The 17,937-nt window shown below is 65.6% G+C and carries 18 protein-coding genes; 6 read left to right on the top strand and 12 right to left on the bottom strand.

Features of this window, described 5'->3' with window-relative positions; translation table 11 throughout:
• The first annotated feature begins 2 nt into the window (after nt 1-2).
• Both JWZ97_RS14050 and JWZ97_RS14045 read left to right on the top strand, forming a co-directional pair.
• Nucleotides 3-674, top strand: coding sequence for a hypothetical protein (locus JWZ97_RS14050; protein ID WP_205430381.1), 672 nt, complete (start codon nt 3-5; stop codon nt 672-674).
• Complete coding sequence (locus JWZ97_RS14045; RefSeq protein WP_205430379.1) at nt 671-1,699, top strand: hypothetical protein; 1,029 nt, start codon at nt 671-673, stop codon at nt 1,697-1,699. Before JWZ97_RS14050 ends, JWZ97_RS14045 begins: the two co-directional genes overlap by 4 nt.
• On the opposite strand, the gene ubiB is transcribed toward JWZ97_RS14045, so the two are convergent.
• The 6 genes from ubiB to hslV form a co-directional block, all read right to left on the bottom strand.
• Nucleotides 1,637-3,268, bottom strand: a complete 1,632-nt coding sequence (gene ubiB, locus JWZ97_RS14040; RefSeq protein WP_205430377.1) for a ubiquinone biosynthesis regulatory protein kinase UbiB — start codon at nt 3,266-3,268, stop codon at nt 1,637-1,639. The two genes, JWZ97_RS14045 and ubiB, sit on opposite strands and share 63 nt — an antisense overlap.
• A 33-nt stretch (nt 3,269-3,301) precedes the next feature.
• Nucleotides 3,302-3,964: an SCP2 domain-containing protein gene (locus JWZ97_RS14035; RefSeq protein ID WP_205430368.1), complete on the bottom strand. Its 663-nt coding sequence runs from the start codon at nt 3,962-3,964 to the stop codon at nt 3,302-3,304.
• 11 nt (nt 3,965-3,975) lie between these two features.
• Nucleotides 3,976-4,722: a bifunctional demethylmenaquinone methyltransferase/2-methoxy-6-polyprenyl-1,4-benzoquinol methylase UbiE gene (ubiE, locus tag JWZ97_RS14030; RefSeq protein ID WP_205430358.1), complete on the bottom strand. Its 747-nt coding sequence runs from the start codon at nt 4,720-4,722 to the stop codon at nt 3,976-3,978.
• Between the two features lie 70 nt (nt 4,723-4,792).
• Nucleotides 4,793-5,146 carry a gamma-butyrobetaine hydroxylase-like domain-containing protein gene (locus tag JWZ97_RS14025; RefSeq protein ID WP_205430354.1) on the bottom strand — a complete coding sequence of 118 codons (354 nt, stop codon included), beginning with the start codon at nt 5,144-5,146 and terminating at the stop codon, nt 4,793-4,795.
• Nucleotides 5,147-5,153: 7 nt separating this feature from the next.
• Entirely contained in the window at nt 5,154-6,488 is a 1,335-nt protein-coding gene (hslU, locus tag JWZ97_RS14020; RefSeq protein WP_205430352.1) for an ATP-dependent protease ATPase subunit HslU, read from the bottom strand.
• 3 nt (nt 6,489-6,491) lie between these two features.
• On the bottom strand, nt 6,492-7,049 hold the full coding sequence (hslV, locus tag JWZ97_RS14015; RefSeq protein ID WP_205430350.1) for an ATP-dependent protease subunit HslV: 558 nt from the start codon (nt 7,047-7,049) through the stop codon (nt 6,492-6,494).
• 216 nt (nt 7,050-7,265) lie between these two features.
• On the opposite strand from hslV, the gene JWZ97_RS14010 reads away from it, so the two are divergent.
• The 3 genes from JWZ97_RS14010 to JWZ97_RS14000 are packed head-to-tail and all read left to right on the top strand — an operon-like array spanning nt 7,266 to nt 9,359.
• On the top strand, nt 7,266-7,982 hold the full coding sequence (locus JWZ97_RS14010) for a TIGR04283 family arsenosugar biosynthesis glycosyltransferase (RefSeq protein ID WP_240342354.1): 717 nt from the start codon (nt 7,266-7,268) through the stop codon (nt 7,980-7,982).
• Nucleotides 7,969-8,622 carry a TIGR04282 family arsenosugar biosynthesis glycosyltransferase gene (locus tag JWZ97_RS14005; RefSeq protein ID WP_205430348.1) on the top strand — a complete coding sequence of 218 codons (654 nt, stop codon included), beginning with the start codon at nt 7,969-7,971 and terminating at the stop codon, nt 8,620-8,622. Before JWZ97_RS14010 ends, JWZ97_RS14005 begins: the two co-directional genes overlap by 14 nt.
• Complete coding sequence (locus JWZ97_RS14000; RefSeq protein ID WP_205430346.1) at nt 8,619-9,359, top strand: DUF3047 domain-containing protein; 741 nt, start codon at nt 8,619-8,621, stop codon at nt 9,357-9,359. The genes JWZ97_RS14005 and JWZ97_RS14000 overlap by 4 nt, the downstream gene beginning before the upstream one ends.
• On the opposite strand, the gene JWZ97_RS13995 is transcribed toward JWZ97_RS14000, so the two are convergent.
• The 3 genes from JWZ97_RS13995 to arsS are packed head-to-tail and all read right to left on the bottom strand — an operon-like array spanning nt 9,360 to nt 12,091.
• A complete protein-coding gene (locus JWZ97_RS13995) occupies nt 9,360-9,926 on the bottom strand; it encodes a carboxymuconolactone decarboxylase family protein (protein WP_205430344.1) in 567 nt (188 codons plus the stop codon).
• Between the two features lie 41 nt (nt 9,927-9,967).
• Entirely contained in the window at nt 9,968-11,086 is a 1,119-nt protein-coding gene (locus JWZ97_RS13990) for a methyltransferase domain-containing protein (protein WP_205430343.1), read from the bottom strand.
• 18 nt (nt 11,087-11,104) lie between these two features.
• Nucleotides 11,105-12,091 carry an arsenosugar biosynthesis radical SAM (seleno)protein ArsS gene (gene arsS / locus JWZ97_RS13985; protein ID WP_205430341.1) on the bottom strand — a complete coding sequence of 329 codons (987 nt, stop codon included), beginning with the start codon at nt 12,089-12,091 and terminating at the stop codon, nt 11,105-11,107.
• 169 nt (nt 12,092-12,260) lie between these two features.
• On the opposite strand from arsS, the gene JWZ97_RS13980 reads away from it, so the two are divergent.
• Nucleotides 12,261-14,411 (top strand): FAD-dependent oxidoreductase, encoded by a 2,151-nt coding sequence (locus JWZ97_RS13980; RefSeq protein WP_205430339.1) that lies wholly within the window; start codon nt 12,261-12,263, stop codon nt 14,409-14,411.
• A 15-nt stretch (nt 14,412-14,426) separates the two neighbouring features.
• On the opposite strand, the gene JWZ97_RS13975 is transcribed toward JWZ97_RS13980, so the two are convergent.
• The 3 genes from JWZ97_RS13975 to JWZ97_RS13965 form a co-directional block, all read right to left on the bottom strand.
• Nucleotides 14,427-15,032, bottom strand: a complete 606-nt coding sequence (locus JWZ97_RS13975) for a type II toxin-antitoxin system RatA family toxin (protein WP_205430337.1) — start codon at nt 15,030-15,032, stop codon at nt 14,427-14,429.
• Between the two features lie 6 nt (nt 15,033-15,038).
• Nucleotides 15,039-16,520, bottom strand: a complete 1,482-nt coding sequence (locus JWZ97_RS13970; protein ID WP_205430335.1) for a hypothetical protein — start codon at nt 16,518-16,520, stop codon at nt 15,039-15,041.
• A 121-nt stretch (nt 16,521-16,641) separates the two neighbouring features.
• Nucleotides 16,642-17,919, bottom strand: a complete 1,278-nt coding sequence (locus JWZ97_RS13965) for an NAD(P)/FAD-dependent oxidoreductase (protein WP_205430333.1) — start codon at nt 17,917-17,919, stop codon at nt 16,642-16,644.
• Nucleotides 17,920-17,937: the final 18 nt, after the last annotated feature.

Below are 17,937 nucleotides of genomic sequence, written 5' to 3'. Positions count from 1 at the left end.
ACATGCTAGAAATATCCGCCCTGACCGCGGTACTCGTCGCGGAGGTCCTGGCGGCCCTGCTGTTGGTCCTGGGCGCCTTGCTGTGGCGAGCGTGGCGGCGTAAACGGGCCGAGCGCAGCCACGCCGATAAACTGGTGGAGCATATCAACCGCGCCGATGCCCAGCGCCTGGACGAACTGAATCTCGCGCTCGCCGATCCGTCCCTGGCGCTCGACGACGACCAGCGCAGCCACACTCTGGAGCAAGTCGGCGCTCGCGAGAGAGCCCTGTACCGGCTGGTGATCCGTGCCGTCCTCGACCATGACGTCGAACGACTGGCCCAACTGGACCGGCATGTGCGCGCTCTTTCCGAGCCGTATCGCGAATTGATTGCCCAGTTGGCCGAAAAACGGCCGCAACAGGAAAGTGGCGACGTGCAGGTTCGATTGGAAAATGCGGAGGAACAGACCCGGCAGGCCTCGGCCGAGGCGGAGCACTTGCGCGCCCAGTTGAAGGCGGCTTTGGAAACGCTGGACGAAGTTTCCAGCGAATACACCCGCATGTTCGGAGAATCGAAGTCCGGGGATGAACTCCAGCTCAGCCGCCACCGCATGCTGGAAGCCTTTCAACGTGCCGAAGCCTTGGCGCGCGGTGAACTCCCCGCGACGTTCGAGGCGCTGAAGGAACCATCATGACACCCTTGGCATGGATACTCCTGGGCGAACTGGTGCTGGTCGTGCTGCTGACCTTTTCGGTTGCCGCGCTCGCCGCCCGGCATCGGCGCCGCACGACCCTGGATGCCCTGCACGTCCTGCTCGACAGGCTCAGGCTGGGCGAAGCGGACAGGCTGGCTGAGCTGCGCCGGCGCATCGCGCAACATCCTGCCGTGTTCGGCGCCGATTCCGCGGCGACTGCCGAGCGCTGGCTGAATAGCGAGAAAGACTTTATCCGGACCTTGCTGTCGGTATCGCTGGCCGGTGACATCGACGCGATTTCCCGGCTGGACGAATCCTTGAAACTCATGCTGGACGGTCGTTTGCCCCCGGAGGGCCTGCCGGCTGCGGAGAATGTCGCGGCACCGGATACGGACGCCCCGCCCGTTGCGGAAGAGGCGGAAGCCCCTGCCGAGGCTTCGACCCTCGAAGACGATCCGGCCCTCGATCCGGAGGATGGCGAAAGCCCGGCGATACCGGATGTTCCCGTCGCTCGCACGGAGGCGGATTTGTGGAGCGAAATGGCCGCGCTCGCGCAGGCGGTCGCGGACACGCCGGTCGTCACCACCGAGCTCGATCCACTCGAGCCCGTGGACGGTGAGGCCGCTGATGTCCTCGAGCAGGCCTTTTGGGCCGATATGGGCTTGTCCGACGCGCCGCTGGCTGCCGAGATCGCGCCCGATCTGGAACCGGTTCCCGGTATCGCCGTCGGCTCGGAGCGGAAGGACGCCGAGGGCGGCGATGAAAAGCAAGCGCTACGCGAGCAAGCCGAACCGCCGGTAGTCGCGGACCCGCTCACCGACGGTCCGGACGATGCCGGTGCTATGCCCGGTTCTGCGCGGGCGGGCGCGACTGCCCCGTCCGCTTCCCCCGAGGACGCGGCGGTTTTGGACGTGGATGTCTGGGAGGAATTGCAGGCTTTGACCCAGGGTGTCCGGGTGCCGTCAGCGCCAGGCGCCGAACAACAGGACGAGTCCGGCACCGCCGAGGAAACCGCTCAGGAGTGAGGCGGTTTCCCCCGCTTTCAGCCCGAACAGCAGGGCGGCGCTGACCAGCAAGGCCGCGCCGGCGATGCCCGCCACGGTGTGGCGGCGATTGCGGCGCATCTCTTGGCGCAGCTTGTCGAACTCCCGGCCGTCCAGGCGCAATTCCAGCTTGCCGTTGACCGCGCGATGCAAGGTCTCGTGCACCAGTCCCGGCACCTCTGGCCACTGCTGGGCCCATTCCGGCAGATGGCCGCGCACCTTGCGATAGACCGACTTGGGGCCGACCTGTTCGCGGAACCAGTTTTCCAGGAAAGGCTTGGCGGTTTTCCACAGATCGAGGTCGGGATAGAGATCGCGGCCCAGGCCTTCGATGTTCAGCAGGGTCTTCTGCAGCAACACCAGTTGCGGCTGCACCTCCATCTCGAATCGGCTGGCGACCTGGAACAAACGCAGCAGCAAATGGCCGTAGGAGATCTCTTTCAGGGGTTTCTCGAAGATGGGTTCGCAGACGCTGCGGATGGCGGCTTCGAACTCCTCCACCCGCGTGCTGGCCGGCACCCAGCCGGATTCGACGTGCATTTCCGCGACCCGCCGGTAGTCGCGGTTGAAGAAGGCACGGAAGTTCTCCGCCAGATAATGCTGGTCGGCCTTGGAGATGCTGCCGACGATGCCGAAATCCACCGCGATATAAGTGGCGGGCGGGGTCACGAAGATGTTGCCGGGATGCATGTCGGCGTGAAAGAAATTGTCGCGGAACACCTGGGTGAAGAAGATTTCCACCCCGCGCTCGGACAGCAGCTTGAGGTCCACGCCCTCGCGCTTGAGGCGCGCCACGTCGCCCACCGGAATGCCGCTGATGCGCTCCATCACCATGATCTCGCGGCGGGTGTATTCCCAGTAAACTTTGGGGATGTAGAGCATCTCGGAGTTTTCGAAGCGGCGGCGGATCTCCGAGGCGCTGGCCGCCTCGCGCACCAGGTCGAGTTCGTCGAGGATGGTCTTCTCGAACTCGGCGACGACTTCGTCCGGCCGCAGCCGCTTGGCATCGGGCCAGAAACGCAGGGCCAGGCCGGCCAGTTCGTACAGCAGGGCGATGTCGGACTGGATGCGTCGCTCGACGCCGGGCCGCAGCACCTTGACCACCACGTCCTCGCCGCTCTTCAGCTTGGCGACGTGCACTTGAGCGACGGAGGCCGAGGCCAGCGGGGTTTCGTCGAATTCGGCGAAGGTTTCCAGCACCGGGGCTCCCAGGGCCTTCTCGATGATGGCCTTGGCCTGGCTGCCGGGAAACGGCGGTACCCTGTCCTGCAGCTTGACCAGTTCGTCGGCGATGTCCTCCGGCAGCAAATCGCGGCGGGTGGAGAGCGTCTGGCCGAATTTGACGAAGATCGGCCCCAGTTCTTCCAGTGCCTCGCGGATGCGCTGGCCGCGCGGTCCTTTCCGCTGGCCCTTGCGGTAGCCCGGGGCGAGCGCAGCGAGATAGCGGAGAGGACGGAGCAGATGGGTGGCGGACACCAGGTCGTCCAGGCCATGGCTCACCAGCACCCATTGTATGTGCAGCAAACGGCGCACGTTCCGGGGTTTGATCACGAGAGATTCCTGAAAGCGGGCCGTGTAGCGGCTTTATGCCCCCTCTCCCTTTGGGAGAGGGGTTGGGGTGAGGGGCTTTGCGGCGATGAGTTTTTCCAAGCGCTCGATCCTGGCCGTCAGGCGGTCGGCGTCCGCGCGCAGCACGTCCACCGCACGCAAGAAGCCTTCGCCTTCCGCGGCGGCCGGCAGCTCGCGGCTTTCTTCCTGGAGATATTCGAGCGTGTCCTGGCGCAGATTGTCGACCAGCTCGACCCGCCAGGCATGCGAGTCGCGCAAACCGCCGACGATGAGACTCGCCAGGCCGGCGCCGGTGTAGCGCGCGAGCAGGGCTTCCCAGGTTATGTCGAGGTGCCGGAACAAGGCCTGAAAGCGGCGTGCCACGCTGGTATCGCCTTCCAGCGTCACTTCGCCGGCGAACAGACCGCGCTGAGGACGCTCGCTCAAGCCCATGCGGGCGAAGGCCAGCGGGGTGCCGGACAGGGTGGCGTCCACCTCGCCGGCATGGTCGGGCAACAGGGTGAGGGCCGATTCGGTGGGAGCGAGCACGAGCCGGAGATCCAAGGGCAACAGGCGCAAAGCGATGAGCTTGCCTGCGAGCGGCGCGAGCAGTTCGTCGCGGTGCGGACTCAAGGCCAGGAAGCGCGAACTGGCGTCTTCCAGCAGGCCGGCGAATACCGCGTTCAGAGTATTCGACAAGGGAGCCGCCGTCAGAATTTGTAACCCCGGTGCACGGCCACCACGCCGAACGTGAGGTTGAAATATTCGCAGCGCTCGAACCCGGCGGATTCCATCATGTTTTTCAGCTTTTCCTGGTTGGGATGCATGCGGATGGATTCGGCCAGGTATTTGTAGCTTTCGGAGTCGTTGGCAATGAGCTTGCCCAGCGTGGGCAGGATCTTGAAGGAATAAAGATCGTAAGCCTTGCGCAGCAGCTCGCCCTGCACCTCGGAGAATTCCAGCACGATGAGCCGCCCGCCGGGCTTGAGGGCGCGGTAGATCGAGCGCAGTGCCTCGTCCTTGTGGGTGACGTTACGCAGGCCGAAGGCGATGCAGACGCAATCGAACTGGTTGTCCTGGAAGGGCAGCTTTTCGGCGTCGATCTGGGCATAGGTCACGTTGCCGGCCACGCCCTCGTCGATGAGGCGGTCGCGGCCGCGGTTGAGCATGGCCGCGTTGATGTCGGACAGCACCACCAGGCCGGTCGAACCGACCCGCTTCTGGAACAGGGCGCTCATGTCGCCGGTGCCGCCGGCCAGATCCAGCACCTTCTCGCCGTGGCGCACGTGGCTGAGCTGGATGGCGATGCGCTTCCAGATGCGGTGGATGCCCATCGACATCAGGTCGTTCATCAAATCGTATTTTCCGGCGACGGAGTCGAATACTTCCCGGACCAGCTTGGCTTTCTCGCCCGTGGGCACGTCGCGGAATCCGAAATGGGTTTTGTCTTCTGTCATGTGATTTTGATCTCGGTGGGGGACTGTTGCCGGGGCTACGCGAGCGCGATATGCCGAGTCGGGCCAAGGCTCAGCGCTCGTAACCGGCTTCTCTCAGCCTGCGCAGGTATTCGCCCCATAGCTCCTTCTGATGGATGCCGAGATTGTACAGCATCTCGAAAGGGTAGATTCCGCTGTCGTGGCCGTCGCTGAAGGTGGGTTTGATGGCGTAGTGGCCAACCGGCTCCAGGGCGGTGATGGTCACGTCCTGCTTGCCCACCTGCAACACCTCCTGATCCGGTCCATGGCCGCGCACTTCCGCGGACGGCGAATAGACCCGCAGGTATTCGCAGGGCAGCTCGAAGCGGGAGCCGTCGTCGAAGGCCACTTCCAGGATGCGCGTGGCCTGGTGCAGGGTGATGTCGGTCGGATTGGGCGTGCTCATGGGGCGCTCAGAGTATGTAGCGGCTCAGGTCTTCGTCCTGCGCCAGTTCGCCGAGTTGGCGGTCGACATAGTCGGCGTCGATTGCTACGGTCTGGCCGTCGAAGTCCGCGGCGGCGAAGGACACGGTTTCCAGCAAGCGCTCCAGCACCGTGTGCAGGCGGCGGGCGCCGATGTTCTCGGTCTTCTCGTTGACCTCGAAGCTGATCTGGGCGATGCGGGCGATGCCGTCCGGGCGGAATTCCAGGTTCACCCCCTCGGCGGCCAGCAGGGCCTGGTATTGCTGGGTCAGCGAGGCGTCGGGTTCGGTCAGGATGCGGACGAAATCCTCGGCGGTCAGCGCGTCCAGTTCCACGCGGATGGGGAAGCGGCCCTGCATTTCCGGGATCAGGTCGGATGGCTTGGCCAGATGGAAGGCGCCGGACGCGATGAACAGGATGTGATCGGTCCGCACCATGCCGTATTTGGTGCTCACCGTGGAGCCTTCCACCAGCGGCAGCAGGTCGCGCTGCACGCCTTCGCGCGACACGTCCGCCCCGCTGCTGCCGCCGTATTCGGAGCGCTTGCAGATCTTGTCGATCTCGTCGATGAACACGATGCCGTTCTGTTCCACGGACTCGACCGCGCGCAGCTTGATGTCCTCCTCGTTTACCAGCTTGGCGGCCTCTTCTTCCTTCAGCACGTTGAGCGCGTCTTTGACCCGCAGCTTGCGGGTGCGCTTGCGGTTGGAGCCGATGTTCTGGAACAGGCTCTGCAACTGGCTGCTCATCTCTTCCATGCCCGGCGGGGCCATGATTTCCACGCCGACCGCGCCGGCCGCGACCTCGATCTCGATTTCCTTTTCGTCCAGTTCGCCGTTGCGCAGCTTCTGGCGGAATTTCTGCCGGGTCGTGGATTCGGCTGCGGTTTCCGCGCCGGCCCAGCCTTCCGCGGACGGCAGCAGCACGTTCAGCACCGCTTCCTCGGCGGCCGTTTCCGCGCGCGCCTGCACCTTGGCCATGTCGGCCTGGCGCGTCAGCTTGACTGCGGCGTCGACCAGATCGCGGATGATGGATTCCACGTCACGGCCGACATAACCCACTTCGGTGAACTTGGTCGCTTCCACCTTGATGAAGGGCGCCTGGGCCAGGCGTGCCAAGCGGCGGGCGATCTCGGTCTTACCCACGCCGGTCGGTCCTATCATCAAGATGTTCTTGGGCGTGATCTCGTCGCGTAGCGCCGCGTCGACCTGGGCCCGTCGCCAGCGGTTGCGCAGTGCGATGGCGACCGCGCGCTTGGCGTTGGTCTGGCCGACGATGTGCTTGTCCAGCTCGTGGACGATTTCGCGGGGTGTCATCTGGGTCATGGCTCAGGCGGACTCTAGGGCTTGGGTATCCAACTCTTCGATGGTCAGATTGTGATTGGTGTAGATGCAGATGTCGCCGGCGATGTGCAAGGCCTTTTCCACGATGTCGCGGGCGCCCAGTTCGGTGTTTTCCAGCAGCGCCCGCGCCGCCGACTGGGCGAAGGGGCCGCCTGAGCCGATGGCGATGAGGCCGTTTTCCGGCTCGATCACGTCGCCGGTGCCGGAAATGATCAGCGAGGCTTTGGCGTCGGCCACAGCCAGCAGGGCCTCCAGGCGGCGCAGCATGCGGTCCGTGCGCCAATCCTTGACCAGCTCGACCGCCGCCTTGGTGAGATTGCCGCGCTGTTTTTCGAGCTGGCCTTCGAAGCGCTCGAACAGGGTAAAGGCATCGGCCGTGGCACCGGCGAATCCTGCCAGCACGCGGCCGTGATAAAGCCGGCGCACCTTGCGGGCATTGCCCTTCATCACCGTATTGCCCAGGGTCACCTGGCCGTCGCCGCCGATGACGACCGTATCGCCGCGGCGGACCGATACGATGGTAGTGCCGTGAAAATTTTCCACTTTGGATCCGGAATCAGACTGAAGAGACGGGATTTTACACAAATGCCCGGTGTTAGGCGGATTTCCCTGGCCTCGGCAGGGTCACTCGCTCCGTTGCCCGCCCTCGCCGGATTCGACCCGCGGTCGGCGAGTTCCGCGCACCCCGGTCGATCCATCAGGAAACCGGGTTCGCGGGGCACTTCCCCGGGCGGCGGGTTATCATGACCGGACCGGTGTATGGATCTGCTTCCTGCGTCTACAGCCATGGTGAAACTCTCCGTCATCCTTCCCACCCTCGATGAAGCCGAAGGCCTACAGGCCCGGCTCGCCGCTTTGCAGCCCTTGCGTACTCGGGGCTGCGAGGTGATCGTGGCCGACGGCGGCAGCGTGGACGGTACGCCCGAGCTGGCGCGCCCGTTCGCCGATGCCGTGATCGCGAGCGGGCGGGGCCGGGCCAAGCAGATGAACGCCGGCGCGGCGCTGGCCCGGGGCGAGATCTTGCTGTTCCTCCACGCAGACACCCGGCTGCCGGACGCGGCCGACGAGCTGATATGCCGGGGCCTGGCGGAAAGCGGTCGGAACTGGGGTCGCTTCGACGTCGCCATCGATGGAACCCATCGTGGGCTGCCGGTGATCGCCGGGCTCATGAACCGCCGCTCCCGCCTGAGCGGCATCGCCACCGGCGATCAGGGCCTATTCGTGCGCCGCGCCCTGTTTCAAACGGTCGGGGGATACTCCGACATCGCCCTGATGGAAGACATCGTGCTGTCGCGCCGGCTCAAAGCTTACGGCTCCCCGCTTTGCCTGCAGCAAAAGGTGACCACCTCGGGTCGGCGCTGGGAAAAAAATGGGGTCGTCCGCACCGTCCTGCTGATGTGGAGCTTGCGCCTGGCGTTCTTTTTCGGCGCCTCCCCGGCGCGGCTGGCGAAGATCTACGGCTATGAGCCCGATTGAAAGCCGGCAGGTCGCCGTCGCCGTGTTCGCCAAGGCGCCCATACCCGGCCTGGCCAAGACGCGCATGATCCCCCGCTTGGGTGCCGAGGGTGCGGCCGATCTGCAACGGCGCCTGCTGGGGTGGACTTTGGAAACCGCGGTCGCAGCCGAACTCGGCCCGGTCTCCCTGTGGTGCGCGCCATCCTGCGATCATCCGGTTTTCGCCGCGCACCGCGACGGGTTCGGTTTGCGATTGTTCGAGCAGCGAGGCGAAGATCTGGGCGCCCGCATGCTGCACGCCTTCTCGGCCCTCTGCGCGGAATCCCCGGTGCTGCTTGTGGGCACGGACTGTCCCGCGCTGACCGCTCACACTCTCCGTTCCGCGGCCCAGGCTTTGCTCTGCGGCAAGGACGCGGTTTTTCTGCCGGCCGAGGACGGCGGCTACGTCCTGATAGGTCTGAGCAAGCCCGAGCCCGCCCTGTTCGAAAACATGCCCTGGGGCACTGACCGGGTCATGGCGGAGACGCGCGCCCGCCTGTCCGGCCTGGGGCTGAACTGGACCGAGCCGGAGACGCTGTGGGACGTGGACCGGCCCGAGGATCTCGACCGGCTGGCGGACAGCGGTTTGTTCGATGATGGATACGACAGGAGAGTAACGTGAACAAGCTGGTGCGCCTGCTCGGCGGTGTTTTGTTGTACGGTCGGATCTGCGTCGCCGACGAAGGCGCGCAGCCGACCCCGTTCTCCACGGCGACGCCCGGTGAGCATTTGCCGGCAGGCTGGGCCGTGACCACCGTGGCGAAAATTCCTCGCGCGACCGTTTACGATCTGGTCCGGGACGGCGAGGACACGGTGTTGCGCGCGACCGCCGACGCCTCGGCCGCCAGCGCCACGCACAAGCTCGACGTGGACCCCAAGACGAGCCCCTGGCTGAGCTGGCGCTGGAAAGTCTCGCGCGTGCTGGACAAGGCCGACCTCGCCAGCAAGGCCGGGGACGATTATGCGGCCCGCGTCTATGTGTTTTTCGACTACGACATCGGCCGCCTGCCTTTCCTGGAACGCTCCAAGATCGCCCTGGCCAGGCTTGTCTACGGCACGGATCTGCCGGCAGCCACGCTCTGTTACGTGTGGGACAACCGTTATCCGGTCGGTACCCGCACCTGGAGCGCCTACACCGACCGGGTGCGGATGATCGTGTTGGAAAGCGGAGCCGCGAAGGTGGGACAGTGGGTCCGGGAAAGCCGCGATGTGGCCGCCGATTTCCGCGCCGCTTTCGGCGATGAGCCGCCGAGCATCAGCGGCGTGGCGCTGGCGACAGACACCGACAACACCGGGGAGCGGGCCGTCAGCTATTTCGGCGATGTCGAGTTCCAGCCATCGCCGAAGTCCCGGCCCTAGTCAATCCGGCGGAGCGATTCCGTAAGCCGTCATGCAATAGCCTTCGGCCGGCACGCCGAGGGCCGCATTGAATTTGGCGGAAAGGTTTTGATGGCCGACCAGGGCGGCCAGTTCGACGATGCCCTGGTCGCCGTAAGCCTGCCGCAAACGCTCTATCAGCTCGGGCTCGATCGCGATGGCCTCGCCGCTGACGGCTTCCGCGTAGACCAGGGCGGCTTTTTCCGCCGCAGCGAAACGCGGCGAGTCGCGGAATATCGCCAGATCCCGCAATTGTTCCTCCGTGACGCCCCGCTCCAGGGCATGTGAGGCGTTGAGGTCGACGCAGAAATGGCAGCTATTGAGCTGGGCGATGCGGGTGCGGACCAGGGCGCGCAGCTTTCCGTCCAGGGGCGAGGCCTTGCGTTCCAGCGCGCGCTGCATCAGCTGGAAGCCGAGAAAGGCCAGGGGCATGCGCGCCCAAAGCTTCACGGGTTCCGGCACGCCGCCCAGGCGCTTGCGCAACAGGGCCAGCACCGGGCGGACGTACCAGGCATAGGGGTAATCATCGGGGGTGTCGACGAAGCTCATAAGTGTTCCCTTGGATCGGGTTGGGGTCGGCGCTTCTAGGGTCAGCAGCATTTCTCCCCGCCGCACTCGACGATCTGCCGCCCGCCCTTGGTTTCTTTGGGCGAACGGCGGGTGCCGTGCGGCGCGCACCAAGCGATGGGGGCGGCGAGGGTCTTGGGTTCGATGCCGATGAAATGCTTGCGGCAGGGGCCTTCGGTCAGGGTGCGGAAGGTCCGCTCACACACGGCGATGCGTTCGCCGCGCGGGAAGACGTGGCCCTCCTCGTCGCGCACCTCGGTATAGGGGCCGCGGTAGATCACCGCATGGCCGCGGTCTATGCATTCCCGGCCCCAGCCCTTGAAGGCGACCAGGGTGACGGCGCGGAATTCGATGCCCTCGACCACCTGCCAGGGCTCGGCTTCCCAGCGATCCAGGCACACGGCGCCGAAGCCGGCCCGTTCGAAGGCGCGGATGAACTCCCTTTCCTCGAAGGCGCCGGAGATGCAGCCGCTCCACAGGGTGGGATCGTCCTTCAGGTGCTGCGGCACCGGTTCGTCGGCGACGATGTCGGAGATGGCGACCCGCCCGCCCGGCTTGAGCACGCGGAAGATCTCCTCGACCAGTTGGTTCTTGTCGCCGTCGCCCACCAGGTTCAACACGCAGTTGGAGATGACGAGGTCCACCGAGTGGTCCGCGATCAACGGCCGTTCCCTGCGCTGCCGGGTCTGCCAGGCCTTCAGCGCCGCGAGCGAAGCGGCGTCGGTCACGGGATGTTCGGCCAGATAGGCTTCCATCGCTTCCACGTCCAGGGCCAGATCCTGGATATAGCCCTTGACGAAACGCACCCGGTCGCCGCCCAGTTTTTCAGCCATCTCGGGCTGGTATTTGCGCGCCAGGCCCAGCATGTCGTCGTTCATGTCGACGCCGATCACCAAGCCTTCCGGCCCGACCAGTTGCGCCGCCATGTAGCAGATCTTGCCCCCGCCCGAGCCCAGGTCCAGCACGGTGTCGCCTTCCTGCACATAGAGGGAGGGATCGCCGCAGCCGTAGTCCTTGTCGATGATCTCCTGCGGCAGCCGCTTCAGCAGTTCGCGGTCGTAGTCCACGGGGCAACAGAGGGCTTCCTGACGCTCGCGGGCGCCTTCGGAATAACGTTCGCGTACGGTATTTTCTACAAACATGGTGGGTGTTCTCCGGGATCAGTCGGGTTGGTCGGGAGCATTGCGGGTACTTCCGCTCAAGGCGCCGCCGCAGGAACTCCCCGCGTCGGCGGTGCAGCCGTAGCAATGGTCGGCGGTGATGATGGCCTGGCCCGGCAGGGCGGCCGCGTCGATTTCCGTCACATGGCGCTTCGTCCCGCCCAGGGGCAATCCCAGCATCTGGTTGAAATCGCAGTCGTGGACGTAACCCTGCCAGTCGACGCTGATCAGGCTGCGGCACATGACGTTTTCCAGGTTCTCCTCGCGGTGGGCCTGCTTCAACAGGCGCAGATAAGGCTCGAATTGTCCCCTGGATACCAGCGTGCTGCCGAAACGCTGGATGGGCATGTTGGCCAGGGCGTAGAGGCGGTTGAAGCGGATGCCGTAGCGCGCGTCCAGTTCGCGGTGGTAATCCGCTTCCAATCCGGCTTGCGCGGGCGGCAGGGTCGGGCCTTGCGGGTTGTACACCAGGTTCAGGACCAGGCCGGAATCGGGGCTGCCGTAACCGAGGGCGTTGAGCCTGCCGAGTCCGCGGATGCTGGCCTGAAACACCCCGTCGCCGCGCTGCCGGTCGACGTTGTCCTCCAGATAACAGGGGAGCGAGGCGGTGATTTCCACCCGCCGTTCGGCGAGAAAATCGGCCAGGTCTTCGTAACCCGGCTCTTCCAGTATCGTCAGGTTGCAACGGTCGATGACGTGCAGCCCCAACTCGCGCCCGCCGTCGACCAGATAGCGGAAATGCGGGTTCATCTCCGGCGCACCGCCGGTCAAATCCAAGGTCGAGGCGGGCGTACGCCGCAGCCAGGCCAGCACCTGCTCGACGGTTTCCCGCGTCATCATCTCCTTGCGTTTGGGGCTGGCGTTGACGTGGCAGTGCAAACAGGCCTGGTTGCAGCGGTAGCCCAGGTTGACTTGCACCGTTTCCAGCCGGCCGCGGGTTAAATTGGGAAAGTCGCTGGTGCGTACCAGGGGCAATAAGGCGTGCATGGTCTGTACTGGGCTCCGGTAAGGGCGGAAGGTCGGCTATTGGTCGCGGGACTTAGCGTAAGCTTACAGCGGCGGCGAATAAACCTTTCCCTCTTCGGCTGTAAGTTTTGGTTTCGGGGGCCGACCAAGCGACAATGCCATCCGGCCATCGCATACGGGGGAATCCGCCATGTATCGCAATCGTCTCGTCCTGATCGTCGGCCTGCTGCTGCTCGCCGGCGCGTTCTTCGCCTTCGACCTGCAGCGCTGGTTCACCCTGGAAGCACTGAAAGCCGGGCAGGACGCCATCGCCGCTTACCGGGCCGTTCATCCCTTGCTCTCCGTCGCGCTTTACGGTCTGCTGTATGTGACGGTCACCGCGCTGTCCCTGCCTGGCGCGGCGGTGCTGACCCTGGCGGGCGGCGCCGTCTTCGGCCTGCTCTGGGGCACGGTGATCGTTTCGTTCGCCTCGACTCTGGGGGCGACCCTGGCCTTTCTCGCCGCCCGCTTCCTGTTCCGGGACGCGGTGAAAAACCGCTTCGGCCAGCGTGCCCAGGCCATAGACGCCGGCATCGCCCGCGACGGGGCTTTCTATCTCTTCACTCTGCGGCTGGTGCCGCTATTCCCGTTCTTCGTCATCAACCTGCTGATGGGGCTGACCGTCCTGCCGGTGCGCACTTATTACTGGGTCAGCCAGGTCGGCATGTTGCCGGGCACGATCGTCTACGTGAACGCCGGCACCCAGTTGGCCGGCATCGACTCGCTCTCCGGCATACTCTCGCCGGGCCTGCTGCTGTCTTTCGCCCTGCTGGGGCTGTTCCCGTGGATCGCCCGGAAACTCGTCGACACCGTGAAGGCGCGCAAGGCCTACGAAAAATGGGAAAAGCCCGCCCGTTACGATCGCAACCTGGTGGTGATAGGCGCGGGAGCCGCCGGTCTGGTTGCCGCCTACATCGCATCCGCGGCCAAGGCCAAGGTCACCCTGGTCGAGAAACACCGCTTGGGCGGGGATTGCCTGAACACCGGCTGCGTTCCTTCCAAGGCCTTGATACGCACGGCCAAACTGCTGAACCGCATACGCCGCGCGCCGGAATACGGCATCCGCCGGGCCGACGCCGAGTTCGATTTCGCCGAGGCCATGGAGCGGGTGCAGCGGGTGATCAGGGCGGTGGAACCCCACGACTCGGCGGAGCGCTATACCCAGCTGGGTGTCGAGGTGCTGGCCGGTGAGGCCAAAATCCTGACGCCCTGGTCCGTCGAAGTACAAACGGCCGACGGCAGGCGCACGCTGACCACCCGTTCCATCGTCATCGCCGCCGGGGCCAGACCCTGGGTTCCGCCCATTCCCGGCCTGGCAGAAGCCGGCTACCTGACTTCGGACACCGTCTGGGATCTGCGCATATTGCCGCAGCGTCTGGTCGTCCTGGGCGGCGGGCCCATAGGCTGCGAACTGGCGCAGACCTTCGCGCGTTTCGGCAGCCAAGTCGTGCTGGTGGAAATGGCCCCTCGGCTGCTGGTTCGGGAAGACCCGGACGTATCCGAATTCGTTGCCGAGCGCTTCCGTGCGGAAGGTGTGGAACTGCGCCTGGAGCATAGTGCCGTGCGCGTCGCCGTCGAGGGGAGCGAAAAAATCCTGGTCGCGCAACACCGGGGCGAGGAGGTGAGCATTCCTTGCGACCAGATCCTGGTGGCGGTCGGCCGCGTGGCCAACATCCAGGGATACGGCCTGGAAGAACTGGGCATACCCACCACGGCGGAGCGAACGATAGAGACCAACGACTATCTGGCGACCCTCTACCCCAACATCTACGCCTGCGGCGACGTGGCGGGGCCTTACCAGTTCACCCACACGGCGTCCCACCAGGCCTGGTACGCGGCGGTCAATGCCTTGTTCGGCGATTTCAAGGCATTCCGCGCCGACTATCGCGTGATCCCCTGGGCCACCTTCACCGATCCGGAAGTGGCGCGGGTTGGCCTCAACGAGCAGGAAGCGCAAGCGCAGGGCATCGCCTGCGAAGTCAGCCGCTACGGTATCGACGACCTGGATCGTGCCATCGCCGACGGCGAGGCGCAGGGCTACGTCAAGCTGCTCACCGCGCCCGGCTCGGACCGCATACTGGGTGCGACGATCGTGGGCCCGCACGCCGGCGATCTGATCGCCGAATTCGTGCTGGCCATGAAGCAGGGCATAGGGCTCAACAAGCTGCTCGGCACCCTACACATCTACCCGACCTTGGCCGAGGCGAACCGATACGCCGCCGGCGTGTGGAAACGAGCCCATGCGCCGACGCTGCTGCTCCGCTGGCTGGAGCGGTATCACGCCTGGCGGCGGGGCGGCTGAACGATGCCGTAGGATTCAGGGAGCGGCCGCGCGCGGGATCGGGTTGGGGACGGCCATGCGTTCTAGGGCTCGCGAGGTCTCGACCGCTTCCACGGCCATCTTGCGCTTCATCAGCCAGGGGCCGAACACCGGCGGCAGCCAGACATTCGGCGTCAGCTCGACGGTGTAGATCAGCCGGGTTCCGGTGCCGGCCGGGAGCAGGCGCCAATGCCCGTTGCCCTGGCGGAAATCCCCGCTATTGGGCTCTATGGCCACTGCAATGTCCCCGCCGGGCTGGAGCCGGACATCCTGGACCCAATTCAGGTCCAGGCACGCCAGCAGGCAGAATTCCGCGACTATGCCCAGGCGGGCTTCGCCGTCATGCTTGCGATCCAGCACCCTGACCCGCTTGAGGTCGGGGTTGATCCGCGGCAGGTTCTCGAAGTCCATGAGCAACGCGCGGACTTCCGGGGCGGGCGCCAGAATCAACACTTCCGAATGCAGCTCATAGCGTCCCTGCTGCTCTCTGACCACCACGTTCAGGACTTCCGCGCCGTCCGCTTCAAGGCCCAGGCCGCAGCCAACGAGCAGCAGGAGCCCTATTCTTCCCGCCCGGCAAATGTAGCGTGCGACCAGTTTCACCGCCGATCACCTGCCGATAGGCCGCAGGAGTTTGTCCAGCAGCCTGGGATCGTCGAAATGCCGCCGGCCGAGAAAGGCGATGGCGTGGTTGCCCGGCTGGCGCATCGCGCCGGCGCTGGGTATGCCCATGGGCCAGAACAAGAAGCGCTCGGGCCGTTCGCTTTCCCTCACCAGCCCGTCGGGGCCGAACAAGCCGTGCCGCCGCCCGTCCGGGCCCGCCAGCGAGCGCAGCTCGTCGTAATCCCGCCAGACATAAGCCGCCGCTGGCGGAGTGCCGGTTTCCAGCGTGACGCCCTGGATGAAATGCGTGCCCGAGGAAAGATGGATGACGATACGTTCGCCGGGCTGGAGCAGGGGAATGACGGCCGGCGACAGGACCGGCTCCGAGCCGTCCTTCGGCTGCGCGACGCGGACGCCCTCCCCCGGGAAAATCTGGTAATAGCAGCCGCAGGGGTGGATGCTGTCGTAGGCGAGCGGCCTGCCGTCCGGAGCCAGGGTCACGCGCCAGATGAGGCCGTCGAAACGGCCCGCATAGATGTCCAGCCGGCTGGCCGGCGGCCGCGCCGGGAACCAGGCGAGGTAATTGAGTTGCAGCAGGCTGCGTTCGCCCCAGCGGACATGGGATAGCCAGCGGTAGACGGCGGGCGCGCTGACCTCGACTTGGGGTACGCCCGCGGCGTCCAGGCGGACCGTCCCGATGCGGTCGGCATCGCTCGCCGTATCGACGGCCCAGACCGGCGCATACGCCGCATAGAGCCGATCGAGTTGGGCCTCATTGGGTTGCGGAATTCCCAGGGCATCCGCGGCTAATTCATCGAAGATCCCGGCGGCGGCTTCGGGGCCGCCCTCAGGCGCGGGCGCGTAGTGGACCAGGCGGCCGGCGGCGGGCAGGGCGGGGCGGGGAAAAATGAAGGGCGCACGCAGTTCCCGGTGCAAGCGTGCAACGCCGTTGACGGCGGCCCAGCGCGTGAGCGGATACAGGCCGAGCACCCGCTGCCAGGTGGAATAGGCATCGGGAACGACGGCGTGCGCCAGCAGCCGCTGTCGACGGGCCAGCGTAGCGAGATCGCGTTTGTCCAGCGCCTCGCCGCAAACCTTGATCGCGGCTTCGACCGTGAGTCCGGATGGCGCGTGCGCCCGAACTTGCTGGGCGGCGTCGGTAGGCAGATTGTTCAGCTCGATCAATCGGGCGCGTTCGTCCAGTTTGCGCAAGCGCTCCAGCCAAGCCACATAAGCCGCGCCTTCCAGGTGCTCACTGGCGAATGAGGCCAGGAAACGGTCGATGCGCAATTGGGGAAAGCCCGCGATCCGCGCCGCGCCGCTGTCTTCCACGCCATGCTCGGCCACCCGCTCGTCCATCTCGCCGAGAAAGCTCAGGCATTCGGCCTCCCGGCTGCCGGAGGGGGCGGGCGGCGGCAAGCTCGCGCACCCCAGAACGAAGAAAGCCGGCAGCGCGCCGATCGCCACCAAGCCAGCGAGACGGTTCATGAGCTATCCGGTTTAGCGTTCAAGCGGCGCACGAGGGTCTCCGCACGAAATTGCTCATGCCCATTGCGGCCGGCATTGGCCCGGCGCAAGGCGGATTTCGGGCGTTTGGGCGGACGCACGGCTAGGCCGTCAGATACGTGGATGCCGGCTCCTCCGCCGCTGCGAGGATTTGCGCCATGCTCACCTTGTCGTATCCCCCGGACAGCAGGACGATGAAACGCTCCCGCAGCATCGGCATCTGGCGGGCGCGGAGGATGATGTTGTTGGCGTCTTTCTGGTCCAGGATGCGGTACCAGTTGTAGATCATCTTGAAGATCCGCTCCATCGGCTCGCGGATGCGGTCCTCGTAGGCGCCGAGCCTCGCGGCGCTGAAATCGTTGCCGTGGGCAAAGCCGTCGAGTATCGCGTCGGCCGCATACACGCCGCCCCGGAGGGCCAGGGTCACGCCCGCGGAGAACACCGGGTCGATGAACATCGACGCGTCGCCCACCAGCACGAAACCGGCCCCGTGGAAGCAATCGTTCATATAGGCGATGGAGGAGACGGTTTTCAACTCCATCGCCTGTCGCGCATCCTTCATCCATTCCCGCACGCAGTCGCAGCTTTGCACCGCCCGGTCGAAGCGCTCCTGCGGCGCGGCGCCCAGGGTTTTGGCGAAACGGGCGTCCAGCACGGCCCCGACGCTGGTGATGCCGTTCTTCAGCGGTATGTACCAGAGCCAGCCGCCCTCGATGGTGTGGATATCGGTGGTGACCGAGTCTTCGATCACCTCGCCGACGGAGACGACGTCGTGCGGGTCGCGCCGGAAGGCGCCGGTAAAGTGGGAGTAGTGGGCGATCTTGTTGAGTTCGGGATGCGGGCGCAGCCAGCCCAGCTTGCGGGCGATGTGGCATGCGCGGCCGGAGGCGTCGACCACGACCTGCGCATGGATGGGGGCCGGAGTTTCCCCGTTGGGACCGGCCAGCACGCCGACGGCCCGCTCGCCTTCGAACAGCACGTCCTGCACCGACCATTCCTGGCGCACCTCCACCCCGCATTCGGCGGCGTGGTCGAGCAGGATTTCGTCGAAGCGGGCCCGCTCGACGTGATAGGTGTAAGGCCGCTCGAAGTAATCCGGATATTCCGCGGTCAGCAGCACGACGTCGGGCTTTTCGTTGAACATCCCGAAGGTGGTCCCTTGTTTGACCGTGAAGCCCTCGGCCTCGATCTTCTCGGTCACGCCGAGACGACGCCACAGGTCCCAGCCGGCGGGCAGCAGGGACTCGCCGATCTGGAAGCGCGGAAAGCGGCTGCGCTCGAACAGCACCACCCGTTTTCCGGCCCTGGCCAGGATCGTGGCGGCGCTGGCCCCGCCCGGCCCGCCGCCGATCACCGCCACGTCGAAGTGTTCTTCCCGCATGTCACGATCCTCCAAAGA

The organism is Methylococcus sp. EFPC2 (assembly GCF_016925495.1).
In the GTDB taxonomy this organism is placed as follows: domain Bacteria; phylum Pseudomonadota; class Gammaproteobacteria; order Methylococcales; family Methylococcaceae; genus EFPC2.
The sequence above is the reverse complement of the archived record's forward strand: the minus strand, read 5'-3'. Positions and strand labels throughout refer to the sequence as shown.